Genomic DNA, 18,132 nt, shown 5'->3' on the forward strand with positions numbered 1-18,132 from the left:
GAAAAAAATGCGTAGATTCGTGATCAAGGCAGTGGCGGCTTCGGTATTGGGATTGGCGGCGGCGGGCGCGGCGCTGGCGGCGGACCCGGCCAAGAAGGACATCGTGATTGGCACCACCGTCGGCGATTTCGGCGACATGGTCAAGCAGTCGATCAAACCGATTCTGGAAAAGCAGGGCTACAAGGTCAAGCTGGTGGAGTTCACCGACTATGTCCGCCCGAACCTGGCTTTGCAGGAAGGCGCGCTGGATGTGAATGTGTTCCAGCACAAGCCCTATCTGGACAATTTCGTCAAAGAGCACAAATTGAGCCTGAAAGAGGCTTTCCAAGTGCCGACCGCGCCGCTGGGCATTTACGCTGGCAAGATCAAGGCGCTGAAAGACGTCAAAGTGGGTTCCACCGTGGCCGCCCCCAATGATCCGTCCAACTTTGCCCGCGCGCTGGTGATGCTGGCCGATCTGGGCTGGGTCAAGCTGAAGCCGGGCATCAACCCCTTGACCGCTTCCGAGCGCGACATCGCTGTCAATGTGAAGAAGATCAAGATTATTCCGCTGGAGGCTGCACAGTTGCCGCGTTCGCGCAGTGATGTGGACTTCTCGGTGATCAACGGCAACTACGCCACCAGCTCCGGCATCAAGCTGACCGAGGCGGTCTATCAGGAGAAGAGCTACGCCTATGTCAACTGGGGCGCGGTGCGCACGGCTGACTTGAGCAAGCCCTGGGCCAAGGACGTGGTGGCGGCTTATAACTCGCCGGAGTTCAAGGCTTTCGCCAAGCAGAAATACGCGGGCTACAAGCTTCCGCAGAACTGGAAGTAAGCGAGATTGTTATTCGCGCGCCGGCCAACGGCCGGCGGCGCAGGATTTCTTGTAACACTCCTGGCTACAAGACTTGGTGGGAGGGCTTGGCCCTCCCTATTTTTTTGCGCGCTTAGGACCTGTTCAAAGTCTGCCGCGCTTCGTGGAGCGTTGTACGGTGAGTACAAGCTCAAAATGCTCATGTAACACGTGTACATTCCGCTTTTTCGCTCGTTTTCGCCTTGTCTCGCCCTTGCTCGCGAGACTTTGAACAGGCTCTTAGGAGCTCTTATTTCAGGTAGGAGCGCAGCACACTCGTCACCTGTTCCAAGTCTTTGCCGCGCTGTGCGGGGTCGGCAGCCTCCGGCCCCAGGTGCTCGCGCAGATGGCCCTCGATCACTTCCATCATTAGTCCATTGACAGCGCCGCGTACTGCGGCGATTTGTTGCAGAATCGCCGAGCAATCAACTTCCTGTTCCAGTGCGCGTTCCAACGCTTCCGCCTGGCCTTTGATGCGTCGGACGCGGGTCAATAACTTCTTCTTGTCTTTCACGGTATGCGGCATGCGAGTGGACGTCCCTTATTGTTGATAATATACTGGGGTATAGTATATGGGCGCAGCTTTGCTGCGGTGCCGCCGGTTTGTCCCTCCGTGAGCGGGGAGGCCGGCATGAACGTATTGTAAAAGAAGGCTGAAGATGCCGCCAATCGTCGAGCTGATTCAACAAGGAAGCATTAATCTCTGGTTGTTCATTCCTTCCGCCATCCTGCTGGGGGCGCTGCACGGGCTGGAGCCCGGGCATTCCAAGACCATGATGGCTTCTTTCATCATTGCTATCCGCGGCAGCATCGGTCAGGCCGTGCTGCTTGGCCTGTGCGCGGCCTTGTCGCATTCGCTGATCGTTTGGCTGCTGGCTGCGCTGGCGCTCAAGTACGGGAATCAGTTGATTGCCGAGCAGGCGGAGCCTTATCTGATGCTGTTTTCGGCTGTCGTGGTCATGGTGGTGGCAGCCTGGATGCTATGGCGTACTTGGCGAGACAATCTAGCCGCTCGGGCCATGCTGAAGCCGCCTCAGGGCGGCCGCATGATAAACACCGGCCATGGCTTGATGGAGGCGCTGCCCGTGCGGGAGGAGGGGCTGCGCGTGGCCTTGTACCAGTACGACACCGGTTTGCGACGGCTGAAGCCTGATGGACGTGGCTTGTCGCTGGCTTGGCGGCGCGGCGAAGAGCAAGGAGTGCTAGGTTTTGAAACTGAGGGGGAGTATCTGCTCAGCCCGTGTTTGCCCGCTGGAGCGCTTGTAAGCGCTTTGCTCTTGAGTCACGGCGGTCACGCTCATCGCTACCCTTTGCAGCTGGAGGCAATGGGCTGCGCCGGGCGCGCCGGGCCCTACCGTCGGGCGGAGGGCGCGGGGTTGACACAACGAGCGCGTCGCGCGTCGGCGGCGCTGCCCGTTTATCAAGACGCGCACGAACGCGCGCACGCGGAACAGATTCAGCGGCGCTTTGCGGGCAAGGAGGTTGGCAACGCTCAGATTGCGTTGTTTGGCCTGACTGGGGGCTTGATACCGTGCCCGGCCTCGGTGACTATTTTGCTGCTATGCCTGCACCTGAAGCACTTTTCCCTGGGGGCTACCATGGTGGCTGCGTTCAGCCTGGGTCTGGCCTTGGCGCTGGTCAGCGTTGGAGTGTTGGCGGCCTGGGGCGTGCGTCAGGCGAGCGCCCGCTTTGGCGGGCTGGGCGAATGGGCGCGGCGCGCGCCCTATCTATCTGCCGGTTTGATGTTGCTGGTTGGGTTGGCGATGGCCGCGCAAGCCGCGCGCGGCCTGGTCGCTTAGAACCTGTTCTAAGCGTCTGTTTACGATCTCGCGAGCTAAGGCCAGACAAGGCGAAAATGGCGGAAGAAGCGGAGTGTGCAGTGGTACATGAGCATTCTGAAGCGGTTTTCAACGCTGTATCGCTGATGCGCAGCATATCGTAAACAGGTTCTAGGACCCGCTAAGCAAACATCTGATCCTCCCTTGCGCCTCTTTGTCGTTGCCTGCGTCCGCGCGCCTAGGCTCAGGTTCTCCGCGAGGTTTTGTTGGCAGCTTGAAGTCCGCGGCGCATCGTAAGACGTGGCGCGGCGAGTGCTCCTTGCGAAATGCGCATGTACCCCATGTGCATTTCGCCTTTTCTGCGGTTTTCGCCATGTCTCGTTCCGAGACTTTGAACCGGGTACTTAGGATGGCCTCCGCGCGGTGCCGGCGCGGCCCAGGTATCGCTCCAGCCAGCGGTCCTGCTCCCACAGCATGTGCAGTATGGATTCGCGCGCGCGGTAGCCGTGGCTCTCCGCCGGCAGGGTCACCAGCCGCGCAGTGGCCCCCAGTCCTTGCAGCGCTTGATACAGCCGCTCGCTTTGCAGCGGGAAGGTACCGGGGTTATTGTCCATCTCGCCATGAATCAGCAAGAGCGGGTCTTTGATCTGATTGGCGAAGTTAAACGGCGACATGGCTTGGTAGACCTCTTTGGCCTGCCAGAAATTGCGTTCCTCCGATTGGAAGCCAAAGGGTGTCAGCGTGCGATTGTAGGCGCCGGAGCGGGCGATGCCGGCATGGAACAGCCGGGTGTGAGCCAGCAGGTTGGCGGTCATGAAGGCGCCGTAGGAATGGCCGCCGACGGCGATGCGGGCCGGGTCGGCCACGCCCAGTCGAACCACTTCGTCCACGGCGGCCTGGGCGTTCATTTTCAGTTGCGGCAGGTAGCTGTCGTTCGGCTCTTTGTCGCCTTCGCCGACGATGGGCATGCCTGGGTCGTCCATCACCGCGTAGCCGCGCGCCAGCATGGCCAGCGGCCCCCAATAGCTGACGCGGTTGAAACGGTAAGGGGACTCCGTCACCTGGCTGGCTGCGGCGGCGGTTTTGAACTCGGTGGGATAGGCCCACATCAGCAGCGGCAGCGGACCATCGCGTTTGGCCTCGTAGCCGGGCGGCAGGTAGAGGGTGGCGGTCAGCTTCACTCCATCGGCGCGTTGGTAGCGCAGCTGCTTTTTGGAGACGTTTTTCAGCTGTGGTGTTGGGTGCGGCATATGCGTTAGCGCCAGCGGTTCGGCGGCGTGCCCCAGCGTCAGACGGTAGAGATTGGGCGGCTGGTCGACGGATTCGCGGCTAAGCAGAAGCTCTTGGCCGGCGTCGTCCAGCAGTGCGGCCGGCTGTTCAAACCAGGGCGCTTGCGATTGCCATAGCCGCGTGGCGCGTTTATCGGCTAGAGCGTAGCGGTCGACGAAGGGGCGGTCGCCGTCGGGGCCGGCGCCTTCGCCCAGCAGATAGACGGACTTGCCGTCCGGCGTGGTTTGCAGCACGGATTGGCCGTTAGCATTGCTGACCATGGCCGCCTCGCCTGGGTCGCTGTAGCGGTCTTCCGATTTGCGGCTGCTCAACAACTCCGGCGCGACATCCTGATCCGGGCGCGCGCGCCAGACTTTCAGTTCACGGGTTTTCCACCAGTGCTCGCGCACCAGAGCCAGGTCGCCGCGGCCCCAGCGGACATCGGCGAAGCGGCTGGTCAGCCGCATCAGCCGCCGCGGCGCTTGCTGAAACGGCGCGGCTTGCAGATAGAGCGCGTCGCGTTCGGCGGCGGCGCGGGCAGGGTCGCCTCCGTCCAGCGCCTCAACCCAAAACAGAGACGCTGGAGCGTCGGCGCGCCAGGCGATTTCGCGCGGACCAGCCTCCACCGCGTCGTTGCCGGACGGCATGCGTTCCAGCAGCGGCCGCTGAGTCACGGTGTGCGCAATACGGCCATGCCGGTCCAGTACATCGATGCGTTTAGGGAAGCGGGATATCGGCACCAGGCCGGAGTAGGGGCGCTGCAGGCGGGTGGCCAGCAGGTATTGGCGGTTGGGAGAGCCGCTGACGCTGAGATAGCGGTCCGGTTGACCGATCGTACTGAGCTTGCCGTCCAGGCCGACCAGCGCCAATTGGCTTTGCAGTTGATAGTCGAGCAAGTCGGCGTCGTACGGGGTCTTGAGCAGATCGGGATAGGTCCGGGTTTGGGACAGGATGCCGCCTTCGCTTTGCTGGATGTTGGGGCCGCTGGGCGCTTGGGGTTGCCGCGGCGCGGGGCCTTGCTTCGCGGGCACGCGCTTGATCAGCAATTGTTCGCCGAACCAGGCGAAGCCGGAGCCGGTGGCGGCGTTGAGGTGGAAATCGCCCAGCCGGCGGGCGCGGGCGTCGGCGACATCCAGCAGCCACAGCTCCACGCCCTTGACGCCCCACAGGCTGAAGGCCACTCGGCTTTCGTCGGCGGACCAGGCTGTGTCCGCGATGCGGGCGCCGGCCGGCAGGCCGCGTACCGTGCGGGCGCGGCCTTGTTTGACGTCCAGCAGGGTCAGTGCGTTGCCGAAGTCGAAACGGCTGGCGGCACGCATCGAGGGGTTCAGGCGCAAGCCGGCCAGCTTGAGTTCAGGCTGAGCGACATCGGCGATGCCGGGCAGGCCTGGACGATGGATTTGCAGCAAGGTCCGGCGTTTGGGGCCCAGGCTTTGTAAGGGAGGGCGCGGCGCGTCCACTAGCGCTTGCAGTTCCGCGGGCGGGGTCTGATAGCCGTGTTCGGCGGCGCTAAGCGGCGCCGCGGCCAACAGGCCGACAATGAGCGGCGCGCTGGTCAGCAGCGGGGAACGAAGGGACATGCGGGACTCCTGGCGAAGAATGGCGGGCAAGTCAAAAAACTTGCCCTAGTCTTGCCGGAGCGTCAAGGCGCGCCGCGCGCGGGCGGCGAAGGCCGAGTGTGCGCTAGAGCGGCGCGGCGGCGCTAAGCAGTTCTTTTTGCTGCGGATTGGCCGGTGTTACCGGGTAGTCGAAGAACTGCAGCGTCAGGCCGCCGCCGTCTGCGTTGAAGCGGGCCGGGAAGCCCAGAGGCAGCGTGGTCTTGTCGTGGACATGACCAAAAGGAATGCCTGTCAGCACCGGAACCCCGGTCAGACGGCGGATTTCTTCCAATACCGCGTCCAGGGTATAGCCGGGATCGTAAATGTCGACTTGGCGGTTCATATTGAAATCGCCGATGAAAATGGCGCGTTGTTTAGCAAGCACGCCGGCGAGATGCAGTTGCTGCAGCATGCGCTCAATGCGGTAGGGCTGTTCGGCGACATCCTCCAGGAACAGCAGACCGCCTTTGATCTCCGGCAGGTAGGGGGTGCCGACCAGGCTGCTGAGCACGCTGAGGTTGCCGCCCCAGAAAATGCCTTCGCCGCTGGCGTTGTGGCGTTGAGGCGCGTCGACGCGCAGTTGGCGGTTGGGCGTGGTGGTGGTGGTCAAGAACTCATTCAGCGTGAAGGCGCTGAGCTGCTTGGCTCCAAAGTCGCTGACCATGGGGCCGGCGAAGCTGCCCAGGCCGCCCTTGGCCAGCAAGGCCAGCTGGATGGCGGTGAAGTCGCTGTAGCCGATCAGTTGGCTGCCGGATTCACGCAGCAGCGGGCAGAGCCGGCCGTAGTCGATATGAGGCAGCAGCCGCGTGGCGCCGTAGCCGCCACGGCCGGCCACCAGCAACTGCGGCGCGCGGCGGCGCGAGATCAGCTGATTGAGGTCGCCCAGCCTTTGCGCGTCGCTGCCGGCGAAGCGCTGGTAGCGGCGATCCAAAGCCTGGACGTTTTCAAGCTGGTAACCGGCCAAGCGCAGCCGCTCGACGGCTTGCTGTTTTTGGCGCGCGTCCGGCAGCGGGCCGGAGCAGGCGGTGAAATAGAGGCTGCTGCCGGCGGCGGCCGGCGTGGGAAGCGATTGGTCAACCATGGTGCGACATCCTTGCAAGAGGCCAAGGCCGGCGCTGAGCGCGCCCATCTGGAGTAGTTGGCGACGAGAGTATTGAATGCGGGCAGTCATTGAGTCCGGGGCCGGTAAGGGCTGGTGCAAACGAGGTTCGACAGCGCTAGGCTGCGTGAGTTGCGCCAGTATACGGCAAACGCGGCGACGATGCTGAGCGCCGCCGTCGTGATGCACTTTGAACAGGCTCATAGAGCCTATTTGCGATCTCGCGAGCTAGAGCGAGACAAGGCGAAAACGGCTGAGAAAGCGGAATGCACAAGTGGTACTTGAGCATTTTGAGTTTGTTTTTAACGCCGTATCGCTGAAGCGCAGCAGACTATGAACAGGTCCTTAGGCAAGCAGATTGGCCAGGCTGGAAGTGGACTGCTGCATGGCGGACAGTTCGCTGTTCAGCGAGGTGTACTGGTGCAGGAGCGAGCTTTTCTCATTGGCCAACTGGTTGTTGAGCTGGGACTGGAGATTGTTCTCGTCGCTGATCTTGGTGTTGATGTCGCCTTGTTCGGTGGTGATCATGCCGTTGGGCCCCAGCAGATTATTGATGGCGGTATTGAAGGTGTTGGCGTAGCCGTTGTTCTTGGCATTGCCAAACAGATTGGCCACGGCGCCGGGGTCGGCTTTTAGCGCGGAGGTGAAGGCTGTGGAGTCCAGTTTCAGCGTGCCGTCCGCCTGCTGGGTGATGCCGACCTGGGCCAGGTAAGCGTAAGAGGAGGTGGCGTTGACGCCTGGCACCGGGGTGCTGAGCAGGCCGGCTAATTGCTCTTGCAGGCCGATCACATCGCTATTGTTCTTCATGCTGCCGCCCAGCGCGGAATTGCTGGCGCTTATCACCTGATTGTAAGCGCTGACGAAGCTTTGCAGCGTCGAGGTGACATTGGCGGTGTTCTGGCTCATGTTCAGTGTTGCCTGGCCCAGTTTGTTGAGGTTGACGGAGGCGCCGTTGATCACATTGCTCAGGGTGTTGCTGCTGCTGGACACGTTGACGCCGTTGACGGTCAGCAACGCGTCCTGAGCGGCCGCGGATTCGCTGGCGGCCGCGCTGCTCTGGCCCAGGCCGGCCAGGGTGTTGCCCGAGGTGCCGCCGCTATCGCTGCCGCCGGCGGAAATGCTGAAGGCGTTGGCGGGGCCGAATTGCGAGGAGGCCAGCACCAGCGAGTAATGGTTGTTGTACTGCACCACCGATGCGTTGACGCCGATGCCGGCGCTGTTGATGTTGTCGGCGATTGAGGAGAGCGAGATGGTGGAGCCGTTCTGGCCCAATTGCACCGTGCTGGTGGTGCCGTTGACGGTGAAGCTCAGTGCGCTGGGGGCGCCGGCCAGCGCCGCGTTCTGGTCGGTGATGGCTTGTCCGCCGGATGTTTGGTCGAACACCAGTTGCCGCGGCTGTGCCAGTTGGGTGACGTTAAGCGCGTAATTGCCGGCCACGCCGCCGGAGGTGGCACTGGCGGTGGCGATGGTGTTGTCGGTGGAGGTGACCTGGAATTGTTGCAGGAAACTGCCCGAGGCCATGGCGGTGACCGAGGTCTGCAAGGCGGACAGCGCCGAGCTGATCTGACCGATGGAACTGAGCTGGGACTGATAGTTGCTGACCCGGCTTTGGCTTTGGGCCAGCGGCCGGGACTCAATCGACATCAGTTGGCTGACGATGCTTTGAACGTCCAGCGGCCCAACGCTGGTGGTAATGGACGCCATGACGACTTCTCCCCGCGCGATCCGCTGCCATGGGCGCGCTGCAATGCTAGAGATTCAAGAATCTTATTGTCGTAATGCGTCCATCACGGTTGAGCCTCCGGCTGCCAGGCCGGCGCGAGCTTGCGCCGCAACTTCCATTGTAGAAGGCGGCGCGCTGCGCGTTGATGAAACCTTATCGACCATTCCCGTCCGGATTTTAGCGCGGCGCGTGCGAATGAGTCGGCGGGGCGGTTTCCGTTATAACGCGGGCCGCGGCGGCGGGTTGACGTCGCCGCGGCCCCGAGCGGTCACGAACCGTTCTTTAGTTCGGCGGCTTCACCGGTTTCGCCGCCGTCTTCCGGCGGAGGGCTCTTGGGCGGGAGGAAGAAAGACAGCGGCGCGTTGAGGAAGCGTTTGAACAGCATGGGCACAAGAGGCCACAGCAGGCTGCCGGACAGCTTGCGCGAGCGCAGCGCCACCCACAGCGCCAGCGAGAAGCTGACCGCCAGGTTGGTCAGGCCGATCAGCGCCACGCCGGCGCAGCCCAGCAGCACGGTGGCCAAGGGCAATTGGAAGTCCTGCGCCACGGTGGCGAAGGCCAGGTTGGCGGCGGAAAAGGTGATGTGGCGGATGTCGATGGGCAGGCCGAGGATGAAGCCTATGGTGCCGGTCAGGCCCAGGAACATGCCAAAGTAAAAGTTGCCTGCCAGCGCGCCCAGATTGTGCTCGATATAGCTGCCCAGCTTCCAGGCGCGGTGCTCGCCCAGCAACCGCTTCAGGCCGGCGTGGGAGGCGATGCGTTCCGGGATGCGGCGGTAGATCGCCTTGTTGTCGTAGTAGCCGGCGATCAGGCCGGACAGAAACAGGAAGACGCCGGCAATGGCGGCGTGCGGCAGCGCTAGGCTGTGAATGGGGTCGATATCGTGCAGCAGGCTTTGCGCCTTGACCACGTTCACCACCGGCGCGCCAAAGGCGGCTTGCCAGGCGAAGGCGATCAGGCCGGCGGTGGGGATGGCCAGCAACACGTTGCCGAGGATGGCGACGAACTGAGTGCGCATCACTTTGACCACCAAGTCGGCCAGGTCTTCCAGCTGCTTCTTCTGGCCGTGGTTTTCATGCAGCACCGCGGCGATGCGGGCGGCGGTCATCGCCGGCTGCTTGGTGGCAATGGTCAGGTGCAGGATCTGCACGATGATGAAGCCTATGGCGTAATTGAGGCCGAAGGCGATGCCTTCCCACAGCGGGGGCAAATGGCCGCGGCTGAGCATCAGTTTGATCAGCGCCATGAAGCCGACGATCAGGCCGGCGCCCATCGCCGCCTTGGCCATGGTTGACCACTCCTGGCGGCTCTCGGCGATATAGTGCTCGCCGTGGCGGCCGGCGTGCTCGGTGACTTGCAGCGCCAGCAGCTCCACATTGGACTTGAACAGATCGCGCAGGCTGTATTTGCGGTTCTCCGCGCGCGCGAAGGTCACGATGAGCTGGAACAAATGCGGTTCTGCGGCCGGGTTGTGTTCCGGATCCAGGATGGCCAGCAGCGCGCGGATGCGGGCGATGCTCTGCGCCAGCCGCAGGCCGTGGTAGGTGAGGTTGACCGAGATGCCGAAGCGCCGCGCGTTCTTGCGCACCTTGTTGAGAATGCTTTCACACTGGTCCAGCAGCACCAGCACGTGCTTGTCGTCCTCGGCGCGCGGCAGGCTCTCCACCAGATCGCGGCGGTAGCCATCGACATAGCGCTGAACCTCGGCGTTCAGGTTGAGAAAAGGGGATTCGAAGCGCTCGATGTCCGGATTGATGCGCACCAGCTCGGGCTCCAGGCCGATGGCGGTGATCTGGGCCGACAGCACTTGCACCGACTCCAATAATTGCAGCCGGGTCTGCTGCCAGCCGTCGGCGTTATCGTTCTCCTGCCAGGCCATCGCCCGCCACAGCGCGTGCCAAGTGGCGTTGGGGATGGCCGCCAGCCAAATGTAGTCTTGTTTCCAGCTAAACAGCCGGCTGAAGCGGTCTTGCAGCGAATCCGCCTTATAAGGCATGGGCAGGATGCGCTCGCCGACGCGGCGCAGCAAGGTGGAGCCGAAACCTTCGTTGGCCAGGATGCCGCATTCGGTATACAGCGGAATCTGCCGGGTTTCGGTCAGCAATTGCAGCAAGGCTTTGCGTAAGGCCGCGCGGTAATCGGAATGGTGCTCCAGCAGATAGGACAGCGCTTGCAGATTGACCACCGCTTGTTGCGGTTTGCCGGCGTCGTCGGGGCGCAGGCACTGCAGCAGGGCGGACAGGGCGTCGAGCTGGGCCGGCGCTTGGCTGATCTGGCGCAAGGCCTGTTCCAGGCTGGGGGACTGAATGTTTTCGCTCATCTAGGGTGCTGGTTTGGATGAAAGTGAGTGGTGGGGCGCGACTCCGGCCTACGACCTTAATGGTAGGCGCAAGCGGCTGGATTTTCCGGCGCGGCGCGAGCGCCTGCTTGGCGGCGCGTGGAATCGACCTCGGGGTTTAGAGATGGGGACGATTGATTCAGTTTCCAGCTTTGCTTGCAAAATCGCGTAATTGACACCTTACTGACCAGTAAGTAGAGTGCTTCGCATGACTCAAAGCTCCGATCCCAAGACCGACACCCGCAAGCGCATTCTGGACATCGCCGAGCAGTTGCTGCTCAGCCGGGGCTTCAACGCTTTCAGCTATCAGCACATCAGCTCGGAGCTGGGCGTGCGCAATGCCGCCATTCATTATCACTTTCCCAAGAAAAGCGATCTGGGCGTGGCCTTGATCCAGCGTTACCGCCGGCGTTTCCAACGCTTCATCGACCAGCAAGCGGCGCTGGATCCCCGGGCGCAGCTGGAGGCGTATTTCGGTTTGAGCGACAGCTATTACCGACAGCACCGGCAGATCTGCCCCAGCGGCATTCTCAGCACGGAGTTCCTGACGTTGCCGGAGGACATGCAGCAAGAGGCGGCGGCCTTCATCGACGAGATGCGGCTGTGGGCGGTGGACATCACCCGGCGGGGAGCGGCCTGCGGCCAGATGCGTTACGCCGGCACGCCGGAAGCAATCGGCATGATGTTGTTTTCCGCCTTGCAAGGCGCGCTGCAACTGGCGCGCATCGACCCGCACGCGCTGGAAACCATCAAGCAGCAGGTGCGCGCGGTGCTGGGGCTGGACGGGCGTTGAGTGCCGGAATCACGACAACAACAGAGGGGCGCTACATGGAGTACAAGAAAAACAGCATGAGCCGCATTGCCGACAAAGTGGGCAAGTTGCCGACGGGAATGCGCAGCACGGTATTGAGTTTGATGTTCGGCAAGATCGTGCCGTTTCTGTCCACGGCCGGCCTGCGTTTCGAGGAGGTGGGCCATCAGCGCTTGACGGTGTCCATTCGCAACCGCAAGAAGGTGCAGAACCACATTCGCGGCGTGCACGCCGCGGCGATGGCCTTGCTGGCGGAGACTTCGACCGGCTTTGTCGTCGGCATGAACATGCCGGACGACAAGCTGATGCTGCTTAAGTCCATGAAGGTCAACTACGTGCGTCGTTCGCAAGGGGATATGCGCGCGGTGGCCAGCCTGAACGCGGAACAGATTCAGCTGATGCACGACACGGAAAAGGGCGAGGTGCTGGTGCCGGTGCTTGTCACCGACGAATCCGGCGAATCGCCGATCGAATGCGAAATGCTGTGGGCGTGGATTCCCAAGAAGCGTCCGGAACAAGGAGCGGCGGCATGATCAATCTGGAAACGATGCGAATCGAACTGAACGAGCATGTAGCGCTGATTCGCCTCAGCCGCGCGGATAAGGCCAATGCCCTGAACCGGCAAATGTGGCAGGATTTGCGCGCCGCTTTCGAGTGGCTGGACGACGCTCCCGAGGCACGCGTGGGCGTGTTGGCCGGCGAGGGCAGGCATTTCTGTTCCGGCATCGACCTGGGCATGCTGATGGGCGTGCAGGCGGAGATCGCCGACGATTGCGAGGCGCGCAAGCGCGAGAAGTTGCGTAGGCTGATCCTGGATCTGCAGGACTGCGTCAATAGTCTGGAACATTGCCGCAAGCCGGTGATCGCCGCGGTGCACGGCGCTTGCGTCGGCGGCGGCCTGGATGTCGCGCTGGCCGCGGATTTCCGCTTCGCCGCCGCGGACGCGGTGTTCTCGGTGCGGGAGATCGACGTGGGCATGGTGGCGGACGTGGGGTCGCTACAGCGGCTACCACGCGTGGTGGGCGAGGGCATGGCGCGCGAACTGGCGTTGACCGGCCGCGACGTGGCCGCGGAAGAGGCGCTGGCGATGCGTTTGGTCAACCGGGTGTTGCCGGATGCGGACGCGGTGCTGGCGGCGGCGCTGGAGTCGGCGCGGCTGATCGCCGGCAAGTCGCCGTTGGCGATGCGCGGCTGCAAGGAAGTGCTCAACTACAGCCGCGACCATTCTGTGGAGGACGGCCTTAATTATGTGGCGAGCTGGAACGCGGCGATGCTGATCTCCGAGGATATCCAAAAGGCCGGCATGGCCATCCTGACCGGCCACGCGGCGCAGTTCCGCGACTGAGCGCGGTTTGTCTGTTCCCAATGGCGCCTGCGGGCGCCATTGTCGTTGGCGGCGGGCAAAGAAAAAGAGGCGCGGAGCGCCTCTTTTTGAGTCAAGCGGGTTCGGCAGCGCTTACTGAGCGGCGCTGGCGGCCGGCGCGGCGGCGGCTTCGCCGCCGACGGTGGACACCACTTCCCACTTGCCGCCCTTGACCTGATACACGGTGACCGCGCCGTTCTTGATGTCGCCCTTGTCGTCAAAGGCGATCTTGCCTGTCACGCCGGTGTAGCCGGTCTTGCCCACTTCGGCCAGATAGGTCTTGGGGTCGGTGGATTTGGCGCGCTTCATCGCGTCCACCAGCACCATTACCGCATCGTATTCATACGGCGCGTAGATCTGCACCTCGGTATTGAACTGCTTCTTGAACTTATCGTTGAACGCCGCGAAGCCGGGCATCTTGTCGCGCGGCACGCCGCAGCTGGACGCGTATTGCCCGTCGGAGGCCTCGCCGGCCAGTTTGATGAATTCCGGCGTCTGCCAGCCGTCGCCGCCCATCAGTTTGGCCTTGAGGCCCAGGCGCTGCATCTGCTTGGCCAAGGGGCCGGCTTGCGCGTCCATGCCGCCGTAGAAAATCAGGTCCGGCTTGCTGGCCTTGATCGAGGTCAGGATGGCGTTGAAGTCGGTGGCGGTGTTGGTGGTGAACTCGCGTTTCACCACTTCGGCGCCCTTGCCCTTGACCGCTGCCTCGAACTGATCGGCGAGGCCTTGGCCGTAAGCCGTGCGGTCGTCAATGATGGCGATCTTCTTCGCCTTCAGCCCGGTGGCGGCGAATTCGCCCAACGCGCGGCCTTGCTGCACGTCGTTGGCGATCACGCGGAAGGTGGTCTTGAAGCCTTGCTTGGTGTAGTCCGGGTTGGTGGCGGAGGGGGAGATTTGAGGAATGCCCGCGTCGGAGTAAATCTTGGACGCGGGGATGGTGGTGCCGGAGTTCAAGTGACCCACCACGCCGGCGACGCCGGCGTCAACCAGGCGCTGCGCCACTTGGGTGCCGATTTTCGGGTCGCCTTGGTCATCTTCCGACACCAGTTCGAATTTGAGCTTCTTCCCGCCGATCTCCACGCCGGCGGCGTTCAGATCGGCGATGGCCAGTTTGGCGCCGTACTCGTTGTCCTTGCCCAAATGGGAAATGGGACCGGACATCGGCGATACCTGGCCGATCTTGACGACGGCGCCGTCGCCAGCGGCTTGAGCCGGGGCCGAAGCCGCCTGATTGGCGGCTGGTTGCTCCTGTTTGCCGCAGGCGGCCAGGGTCATGGCGGCAGCGGCAATGACGCTGAGGCGGACATATTTGTTCATGTGATGTATCCCCTGATTCTCTATTCTGTAGACTCTAGTCATCTCTTTGTGGCCAACGGCATTTTGGTGAAATGACCGTTGGTTGCGTTTGATTATGGGTAGCTGTTTGCGCGAGTGTCAATGTCAAAACCGGGGAGGGATGCAACTATTTGTAAACTTCTTCGCCAATGGTGTGTCTAAAGCGCAAACGCCCCCTGGAATAATTGCCAGGGGGCGTTTCTTGTATTTCAAGTTTTTGAATTTAAAAGACTTGTTCGGATTTTTGCCGGCAGTCTTGTTTCAGGCCTTGGCGCCCAACGTCTGGGCTCGCTGCTGGCGCAGCAGGGCGTTTTCCTCCGGCGCTTCGCACCATCCCGACAGATTCTTTTTGATCATAGTCGAGATTGCGAGAATCCATTGCGGGTTTTCGTTCAAACAAGAAATGTATCGATATTCGCCGCCCCCGTGGCTGAGGAAGGTTTCCTTGCCTTCCATCGCGATTTCCTCCAGCGTTTCCAGGCAGTCGGCGATAAAGCCGGGGCAGAGAATATCCAGCTTGCCGGTCTTGTCCTTGCCTAGTTGAGTCAATACTTCGCTGGTATAAGGCTGCAGCCATTCCGCGCGACCGAATCGGCTTTGGAAGCACACTTGGTATTCTTGATGCGACAAGCCCAATTCTTCCGCCAATAAGCGGCCGGTTTTCTGGCATTCACAGTGATAAGGGTCGCCTTTGTCGCGGGTGAACCGGGGGACGCCGTGAAAGCTCATCACCAATTTGTCGCCGCGGCCATGTTCGCGCCAATGCGAGCGCACTTGTTCCGCCAGCGCGCGGATATAGCCGGGATCGTCGTGAAAATGACGAACGGTGCGCAGCTCCGGCATATTGCGCAGTTTCATCAGGGAGCGGAATACCTGATCCAGCGCAGTGGCGCTGGAGGAAGCCGCGTATTGAGGATACAAAGGCACCACCAGCAGACGTTCCACGCCTTGTTCTCGCATGCGGGCGATCACGCTTTCCACCGAGGGTTCGCCGTAGCGCATGGCGAAATCCACGACTAAGTCGCGCAGCCCCATTTCACCCAACTGGCCTTTGATTAACGCGGCCTGCTTGCGGGTGTGGGTATAAAGCGGCGAACCGTCCTTCTCCCAGATCGCCGCGTATTTTTTGGCGGATTGGGCGGGGCGGGTGTTCAGGATGACGCCGTTGAGGATCAGCCACCAGAGCGCGCGCGGGATTTCGATCACGCGGCGGTCGGAAAGAAACTCTTTCAGGTAGGGGCGCAGAGCCTTGGCGGTGGGGGCTTGCGGCGTGCCCAGATTCATCAGCAGCACACCGGTTTTGGGCGTGTAATCGTGGCGAAAAGGGGGTTCGGGCTTGAAATCCGCCATGCGTGACCTCTTGGTTGGTGCCGGGCGGCATTGCGCCCGGTTGGGTTTTTAGGGGGGGCAGCGGCCGGGTGATCTTAAGACCTGTTTGCGATCTGCTGCGCGTCGTGAAACGAGGCTTGGTGAGTGCGCCATCCGAAATGCTCATGTACCGTGTGCACACTCCGCTTTCTCAGCGGTTTTCACCTTGTCTCGCCTCAGCTCGCGAGATCGTAAACTGTTCTTAGTCTTCGCGGGACGGCGCCAGCACTGCGCGGTTGCCGTTGCTTTCCATCGCCGAAACCAGGCCGGCGGATTCCATCTGCTCAATCAGTCGCGCGGCGCGGTTGTAGCCTATGCGCAGATGGCGCTGCACAGAGGAGATCGACGCCTTGCGCGTCTTGAGCACAATGGCGACGGCTTCGTCGTAAAGCGGGTCGGCTTCGCCGTTCGCCTCGCCGTCAAGGCCGGAGGGCGAACCGTCTTCGCTGTCGCTCTGGCCGGTGAGAATGCCTTCCACATAGTCCGGGCCGCCGGTGCTTTTCAGGAACTCCACCACATGGTGGACTTCTTCGTCGGCGACGAAGGCGCCATGGACCCGGACCGGATAGCCGGTGCCCGGCGGCAGATAGAGCATATCGCCTTGACCGAGCAGGGTTTCCGCGCCCATCTGATCCAGAATGGTGCGGCTGTCTATCTTGCTGGATACCTGGAAGGCGATTCGCGTCGGGATATTGGCCTTGATCAGGCCGGTGATCACGTCCACAGACGGCCGCTGAGTGGCCAGGATCAGGTGGATGCCGGCGGCGCGGGCCTTCTGCGCCAAGCGAGCGATCAGTTCTTCTATCTTCTTGCCAGCCACCATCATTAGATCGGCCAGCTCGTCTATCACCACCACGATCAAAGGCAGGGTGTCCAGCGGTTCCGGGGTTTCCGGGCTCAGGCTGAAGGGGTTGGGGATCTTTTCGCCGGCCTTGTCCGCGTCCTTGATCTTTTGGTTGAACCCGGCCAGGTTGCGCACGCCCAGCTTGGACATCAGTTTATAGCGGCGTTCCATCTCCGCCACGCACCAGTTCAGCGCGTTGGCGGCTTGTTTCATGTCGGTGACCACCGGGGCCAGTAGGTGAGGAATGCCTTCATAGATCGACAGCTCCAGCATTTTGGGGTCGACCATGATCAGCCGCACTTCTTTGGGCGTGGACTTGTACAGCAGCGACAAGATCATCGCGTTGATGGCCACTGATTTGCCGGAGCCGGTGGTGCCGGCCACCAGCACGTGTGGCATCTTGGCGAGGTCGGCGGACACGGGTTGTCCGGCGATGTCCTTGCCCAAGGCCATGGTCAGCTTGGAAGCCATGTTCTGGTAGCCGTCGGAGCCGACGATTTCCGAGAGGCGCACGATCTGGCGTTTGGGGTTGGGGAGTTCCAGGCCCATATAGGTTTTACCGGGAATGGTTTCCACCACCCGGATGGAAACCAGAGACAGCGCGCGCGCCAGATCCTTCATCAAATTGACGACCTGAGCGCCCTTTACGCCCACCGCCGGTTCCACCTCGTAGCGAGTAATCACTGGGCCGGGATAGGCCGCCACCACTTTGACGTCGACCCCGAAATCGGCCAGCTTGCGCTCGATCAGCCGCGAAGTGTATTCAACCGTATCCTGCGACACCGGTTCCTGTTGTTCCTTGGGCGCCTCCAGCAGTGTCAGGCCGGGCAGCGCGCCGTCCTTGGGGTCGGCGAACAAGGATTGTTGCACTGGCTTTTGAGCCTTGGTGGACAGCGGCACGTCCAGCACTGGAGGCTCGATCCGCAGCGGGCTTTTCTCCTCGTTCTTCTTTTTCTCGGTGGTGATCTTGGCTTCGCGCTTTTGCGCGATCTCTTTGCCGATTTCGCGATCTTTGCGTGCCTGCCAGTTGTGCCATAGTTTCAAGGCGCCGTCTTCCAGCGCGCCGCCCAGCCGCTCCATGATGTCGAGCCAAGACAGCCCGGTGAACAGGGAAAAACCGATGGCGGCGAGCACGCTGAGCAAGAGGTAGGCGCCAGACAGGCCCAGGCCGTGGGCGATGCCGAGGCCGATGAAATGCCCCAGCATGCCACCGGCGGACAGGGGTAGATTGAGCGCTTTTTCCGCCAGGATGATGGCCTCTATGCTGGCGCTGGAAAACAGCAGCAGCAGAAAGCCGCCGATGGCGGCGACGGTGATGGGGTTGAGCTTGAAGCCCAGTGTTTCCATGCGCTGATAGCCCCAGGCGATGGCCACCAGGCAGAACACCACCAGCCACCAGGCCGACAAGCCGAACACGTAGAGCAGCATATCGGACAGCCAAGCGCCGAAAGCGCCGCCGTAATTGCGCACGGTGGGATCTGAGGAGCTATGGGACCAGGAGGGGTCTTGCGGGGAGTAGCTTGCCAGCACCAGCACCAGGTAGACGGCCAATACGGCCATCAGCAGCCACCACGCCTCGCGCAGCAGCGAGGCCAGCTGCGGCGGCAACGGGGTCTGGCTGTTTTTGACTACGGCTTTGCGCTTGAAAAGTCGCATTTTTCTCTTGTTTGGCTATGACTGTCGCTGATTATAGCCTGACACGCCTCGTTTAAGCGTGTCGGAATGTATTCGGTTTTGCTGACAAGTCTTGATGGCGTTCCCTTTAGAGACT

13 protein-coding genes are annotated in these 18,132 nt (G+C 62.0%); 5 read left to right on the top strand and 8 right to left on the bottom strand.

Going from position 1 to position 18,132, the window contains the following annotated elements; genetic code table 11:
* Window positions 1-7 precede the first annotated feature (7 nt).
* Entirely contained in the window at window positions 8-817 is an 810-nt protein-coding gene (locus GYH29_RS10120; RefSeq protein WP_019101410.1) for a MetQ/NlpA family ABC transporter substrate-binding protein, read from the top strand.
* Window positions 818-1,085: 268 nt separating this feature from the next.
* On the opposite strand, the gene GYH29_RS10125 is transcribed toward GYH29_RS10120, so the two are convergent.
* Window positions 1,086-1,361: a metal/formaldehyde-sensitive transcriptional repressor gene (locus GYH29_RS10125; RefSeq protein ID WP_107732259.1), complete on the bottom strand. Its 276-nt coding sequence runs from the start codon at window positions 1,359-1,361 to the stop codon at window positions 1,086-1,088.
* A 133-nt stretch (window positions 1,362-1,494) separates the two neighbouring features.
* Here GYH29_RS10125 and GYH29_RS10130 point away from each other — a divergent pair, with 133 nt between their 5' ends.
* Window positions 1,495-2,634 (top strand): HoxN/HupN/NixA family nickel/cobalt transporter, encoded by a 1,140-nt coding sequence (locus tag GYH29_RS10130; protein ID WP_161523630.1) that lies wholly within the window; start codon window positions 1,495-1,497, stop codon window positions 2,632-2,634.
* Between the two features lie 383 nt (window positions 2,635-3,017).
* Here GYH29_RS10130 and GYH29_RS10135 read toward each other — a convergent pair whose 3' ends face one another.
* The 4 genes from GYH29_RS10135 to GYH29_RS10150 form a co-directional block, all read right to left on the bottom strand.
* Window positions 3,018-5,462, bottom strand: a complete 2,445-nt coding sequence (locus tag GYH29_RS10135) for a S9 family peptidase (RefSeq protein ID WP_161523631.1) — start codon at window positions 5,460-5,462, stop codon at window positions 3,018-3,020.
* 103 nt (window positions 5,463-5,565) lie between these two features.
* Window positions 5,566-6,561: an LD-carboxypeptidase gene (locus GYH29_RS10140; protein ID WP_232060564.1), complete on the bottom strand. Its 996-nt coding sequence runs from the start codon at window positions 6,559-6,561 to the stop codon at window positions 5,566-5,568.
* 363 nt (window positions 6,562-6,924) lie between these two features.
* Window positions 6,925-8,283: a flagellar filament capping protein FliD gene (gene fliD, locus GYH29_RS10145; RefSeq protein WP_161523633.1), complete on the bottom strand. Its 1,359-nt coding sequence runs from the start codon at window positions 8,281-8,283 to the stop codon at window positions 6,925-6,927.
* Window positions 8,284-8,570: 287 nt separating this feature from the next.
* Entirely contained in the window at window positions 8,571-10,622 is a 2,052-nt protein-coding gene (locus GYH29_RS10150) for a site-specific recombinase (RefSeq protein WP_118267480.1), read from the bottom strand.
* Between the two features lie 226 nt (window positions 10,623-10,848).
* On the opposite strand from GYH29_RS10150, the gene GYH29_RS10155 reads away from it, so the two are divergent.
* The 3 genes from GYH29_RS10155 to GYH29_RS10165 are packed head-to-tail and all read left to right on the top strand — an operon-like array spanning window position 10,849 to window position 12,796.
* Entirely contained in the window at window positions 10,849-11,433 is a 585-nt protein-coding gene (locus tag GYH29_RS10155; protein WP_043593624.1) for a TetR/AcrR family transcriptional regulator, read from the top strand.
* Between the two features lie 56 nt (window positions 11,434-11,489).
* A complete protein-coding gene (locus GYH29_RS10160; RefSeq protein WP_232060565.1) occupies window positions 11,490-11,984 on the top strand; it encodes a DUF4442 domain-containing protein in 495 nt (164 codons plus the stop codon).
* Entirely contained in the window at window positions 11,981-12,796 is an 816-nt protein-coding gene (locus tag GYH29_RS10165; RefSeq protein ID WP_174243637.1) for a crotonase/enoyl-CoA hydratase family protein, read from the top strand. Before GYH29_RS10160 ends, GYH29_RS10165 begins: the two co-directional genes overlap by 4 nt.
* A gap of 111 nt (window positions 12,797-12,907) precedes the next feature.
* Here the strand turns inward: GYH29_RS10165 and GYH29_RS10170 are convergent, their stop codons facing one another.
* The 3 genes from GYH29_RS10170 to GYH29_RS10180 all read right to left on the bottom strand — a co-directional run bounded on the left by GYH29_RS10170 (window position 12,908) and on the right by GYH29_RS10180 (window position 18,017).
* Complete coding sequence (locus GYH29_RS10170; protein ID WP_019101420.1) at window positions 12,908-14,131, bottom strand: branched-chain amino acid ABC transporter substrate-binding protein; 1,224 nt, start codon at window positions 14,129-14,131, stop codon at window positions 12,908-12,910.
* A gap of 279 nt (window positions 14,132-14,410) precedes the next feature.
* Window positions 14,411-15,499 carry a ferrochelatase gene (hemH, locus tag GYH29_RS10175; RefSeq protein ID WP_161523634.1) on the bottom strand — a complete coding sequence of 363 codons (1,089 nt, stop codon included), beginning with the start codon at window positions 15,497-15,499 and terminating at the stop codon, window positions 14,411-14,413.
* A gap of 220 nt (window positions 15,500-15,719) precedes the next feature.
* Complete coding sequence (locus tag GYH29_RS10180) at window positions 15,720-18,017, bottom strand: DNA translocase FtsK (RefSeq protein WP_052052236.1); 2,298 nt, start codon at window positions 18,015-18,017, stop codon at window positions 15,720-15,722.
* Between the last annotated feature and the right edge of the window lie 115 nt (window positions 18,018-18,132).

The organism is Chromobacterium haemolyticum (assembly GCF_009936155.1).
GTDB classification, from domain to species: Bacteria; Pseudomonadota; Gammaproteobacteria; order Burkholderiales; family Chromobacteriaceae; genus Chromobacterium; species Chromobacterium haemolyticum.